General features: G+C 64.9%; 1 pseudogene. It reads right to left on the reverse strand.

Going from position 1 to position 1,302, the window contains the following annotated elements:
* Positions 1–1,078: pseudogene (locus tag AB0I45_RS13900) on the reverse strand (IS256 family transposase); the annotation flags it as partial.
* Positions 1,079–1,302: the final 224 nt, after the last annotated feature.

Genomic DNA, 1,302 nt, shown 5'->3' on the forward strand with positions numbered 1-1,302 from the left:
GCGAAAGCGTTCAACGCTTGGTGCCATCCCTGGGTGCCGGTGCCGAGCTGGCCGCCGCGGCGGGTTTCGATGTTCCGGATGCCCAGGTAGACCAGCTTGATCGCCGCCTCGTCCGAGGGGAACGAGCCGCGGGTCTTGGTGATCTTCCGTAGCTGGTAGTTGATCGATTCGATCTGGTTCGTCGTATAGATGACCTTGCGGATTCCGGCGTGAACGCGAGGAACGGGATGAACTCCTCCCACGCGTTCCGCCACGCCAGCACGGCCCCTGGTGCCTTGGTCTGCCACGTCTCTGCGAAGGGCTCGGCGGCCTCCACGGTCGCTGCGGTGTAGATCGGGCGCATGTCCTTGGCCATCGTCTTGCGGTCGGTGTAGGAGGCGTATTTCATTGCCGAGCGCAGCAGGTGGACCACGCAGGTCTGGACCACGGTTTCGGGGTAGATGCTGTTCACCGCGGTCGGCAGCCCGGTCAGCCCGTCGCAGCACAGGATCAGGATGTCCTTGGTACCGCGGTTGCGGATCTCGGTCAGCACGTTGGCCCAGAACTTCGCGCCCTCGGTGACCCCCAGCCACAGGCCAAGGACCTGTTTGCGGCCCTCGAGATCCACGCCCACAGCCACGTGGCAGGCCTTGTTTGTCACGACGCCGCCGTCGCGGATCTTCAGCCAGATCGCGTCGATATAGACGATCGGATAGACCGTCTCCAGTGGGCGGGATTGCCACTGGGCGACCTCGTCGGCGACGACGTCTGTGACCCGGGAGATCGTGGCGGCGGAGACCTTGGAGCCGTAGATCTCCTCAAGGTGAGAGCCGATGTCGCGGGTGGTCATCCCGCGGGCATACAGCGAGAGGATCATGTCCTCGACCCTCCCCAGCCGGCGGGTCCGCTTCGGCACAATCACGGGCTCGAACGAGCCATTGCGGTCCCTGGGGACGGTGATCTGGACCGGCCCTTGGAGGGTCTGGACGGACTTGGTGGTCTTACCGTTGCGGGAGTTGCCCGTGCCGACGCCGGCGGGGTCGCCGGGCTCGTAGCCCAGGTGGTCACTGATCTCGGTCTCCAGGGCCCTCTCCAGCACGGCCTGGGTCATCCGGGAGAGGAGTTCCTCGACCCCGTGGCGGCCCTCGCCGAGGTCCTCAGCAGCGTTGACGAGGGCGTCGATCTGATCGGCGTTCAGCACGCCGGCAAGGGGGTTCTGGGCATCAGCAGTATCGGTCATGTCATCGGTCCTTTTCAGAGGCGGGACACCAGGTCACACCTCGGTTCGAGACCGGACCCTTACACAACTAATGAAACACCCTC

This window comes from Brevibacterium sp. NPDC049920, assembly GCF_040656435.1.
GTDB classification, from domain to species: domain Bacteria; phylum Actinomycetota; class Actinomycetes; order Actinomycetales; family Brevibacteriaceae; genus Brevibacterium; species Brevibacterium pityocampae.